This is a genomic window from Paenibacillus tuaregi, from assembly GCF_900086655.1.
Classification (GTDB): Bacteria; Bacillota; Bacilli; order Paenibacillales; family Paenibacillaceae; genus Fontibacillus; species Fontibacillus tuaregi.
Genome location: NZ_LT575476.1, coordinates 4,290,824 through 4,293,323, shown reverse-complemented (window position 1 = coordinate 4,293,323; position 2,500 = coordinate 4,290,824). Strand labels below are relative to the sequence as shown.

Sequence of the window (2,500 nt, the reverse complement as noted above, 5' to 3'; positions counted from 1 at the left end):
GGTAACACGCACTGGAGGCCCGAACCCACGTATGTTGAAAAATGCGGGGATGAGGTGGGGGTAGCGGAGAAATTCCAATCGAACTCGGAGATAGCTGGTTCTCCCCGAAATAGCTTTAGGGCTAGCCTCGGAAGAAGAGTCGTGGAGGTAGAGCACTGATTGGGTGCGGGGCCCGCCAAGGGTTACCAAGCTCAGTCAAACTCCGAATGCCACAGACTTGTATCCGGGAGTCAGACAGTGAGTGCTAAGATCCATTGTCAAAAGGGAAACAGCCCAGACCATCAGCTAAGGTCCCCAAGTGTGTGTTAAGTGGGAAAGGATGTGGAGTTGCACAGACAACCAGGATGTTGGCTTAGAAGCAGCCACCATTTAAAGAGTGCGTAATAGCTCACTGGTCGAGTGACTCTGCGCCGAAAATGTAACGGGGCTAAACACACCACCGAAGCTATGGCTTGATGCTTGCATCAGGGGTAGGGGAGCGTTGTATGTGGATTGAAGGTGTACCGGAAGGAGCGCTGGACTGCATACAAGTGAGAATGCCGGTATGAGTAACGAAAAGATCAGTGAGAATCTGATCCGCCGAAAGCCTAAGGGTTCCTGAGGAAGGTTCGTCCGCTCAGGGTAAGTCGGGACCTAAGGCGAGGCCGAAAGGCGTAGTCGAAGGACAACAGGTTGAAATTCCTGTACCACCGTAATCCGTTATGAACGATGGGGTGACGCAGCAGGGTAGTGACGCGGACTGATGGATGTCCGTCCAAGCAGTGAGGCTGGTATGTAGGCAAATCCGCATACCGTAAGGCTGGGCTGTGATGGGGAGTGAAAATTACAGTAGCGAAGGTCATGATCTCACACTGCCAAGAAAAGCCTCTAGTCAGGAGAAGGTGCCCGTACCGCAAACCGACACAGGTAGGCGAGAAGAGAATTCTAAGGCGCGCGGAAGAACTCTCGTTAAGGAACTCGGCAAAATGACCCCGTAACTTCGGGAGAAGGGGTGCCTCGGTAGGGTGAATAGCCCGAGGGGGCCGCAGTGAAAAGGCCCAAGCGACTGTTTAGCAAAAACACAGGTCTGTGCGAAGCCGTAAGGCGAAGTATACGGGCTGACGCCTGCCCGGTGCTGGAAGGTTAAGGGGAGTGGTTAGGAGCAATCCGAAGCTATGAACCGAAGCCCCAGTAAACGGCGGCCGTAACTATAACGGTCCTAAGGTAGCGAAATTCCTTGTCAGGTAAATTCTGACCCGCACGAATGGCGTAACGACTTGGGCGCTGTCTCAACGAGAGATCCGGTGAAATTTTAATACCTGTGAAGATGCAGGTTACCCGCGACAAGACGGAAAGACCCCATGGAGCTTTACTGCAGCTTGATATTGGACTTTGATACGATTTGTACAGGATAGGTGGGAGCCTAGGAAGCCGGAGCGCCAGCTTCGGTGGAGGCACCGTTGGGATACCACCCTGATCGTATCGGAGTTCTAACCTAGTACCGTAACCCGGTACGGGGACCGTGTCAGGTGGGCAGTTTGACTGGGGCGGTCGCCTCCTAAAGAGTAACGGAGGCGCCCCAAGGTTCCCTCAGAATGGTTGGAAATCATTCGAAGAGTGCAAAGGCATAAGGGAGCTTGACTGCGAGACTGACAAGTCGAGCAGGGACGAAAGTCGGGCTTAGTGATCCGGTGGTACCGCATGGAAGGGCCATCGCTCAACGGATAAAAGCTACCCTGGGGATAACAGGCTTATCTCCCCCAAGAGTCCACATCGACGGGGAGGTTTGGCACCTCGATGTCGGCTCATCGCATCCTGGGGCTGAAGTAGGTCCCAAGGGTTGGGCTGTTCGCCCATTAAAGCGGTACGCGAGCTGGGTTCAGAACGTCGTGAGACAGTTCGGTCCCTATCTGTCGTGGGCGTAGGAAATTTGAGAGGAGCTGTCCTTAGTACGAGAGGACCGGGATGGACGCACCGCTGGTGCACCAGTTGTTCCGCCAGGAGCACAGCTGGGTAGCTAAGTGCGGAAGGGATAAGCGCTGAAAGCATCTAAGCGTGAAGCCCCCCTCAAGATGAGATTTCCCAGTATGTAAGACCCCTTGAAGACGACGAGGTAGATAGGCTGGGGGTGGAAGTGCAGCAATGCATGGAGCTGACCAGTACTAATCGGTCGAGGGCTTATCCAAAATATACCCCGAGAACAACGGGGAAGGCTACAATCTAATATGCAAGTTCGTTTCGTATCTAGTTTTCAGGGAGCAAACCTCATTTCTATTCCGAAGCAAGCCTTCGGTTAGAAGGAACTAGCTTTCAGCATTTGGCGATGCTGAAACCTGAATTAGTTTTTCTGAAGTCAGAGATTCACCTGAGATAACTCAGAGAGCAATGACTCGGAAAATCCCGTTTGGTGGCGATGGCGGAGGGGTTCCACGCGTACCCATCCCGAACACGACCGTTAAGCCCTCCAGCGCCGATGGTACTTGGACCGCAGGGTCCTGGGAGAGTAGGACGCCGCCAAGCA

At 53.7% G+C, this 2,500-nt stretch carries 2 rRNA genes (1 of these 2 only partly in view); both read left to right on the top strand.

The window, feature by feature from the left end:
- Positions 1–2,165: ribosomal RNA gene (locus BN6628_RS19225) — 23S ribosomal RNA — on the top strand (it extends 760 nt beyond the left edge of the window).
- 217 nt (positions 2,166–2,382) lie between these two features.
- Positions 2,383–2,499, top strand: a 5S ribosomal RNA gene (rrf, locus tag BN6628_RS19220).
- The last annotated feature ends 1 nt before the right edge of the window (position 2,500 follow it).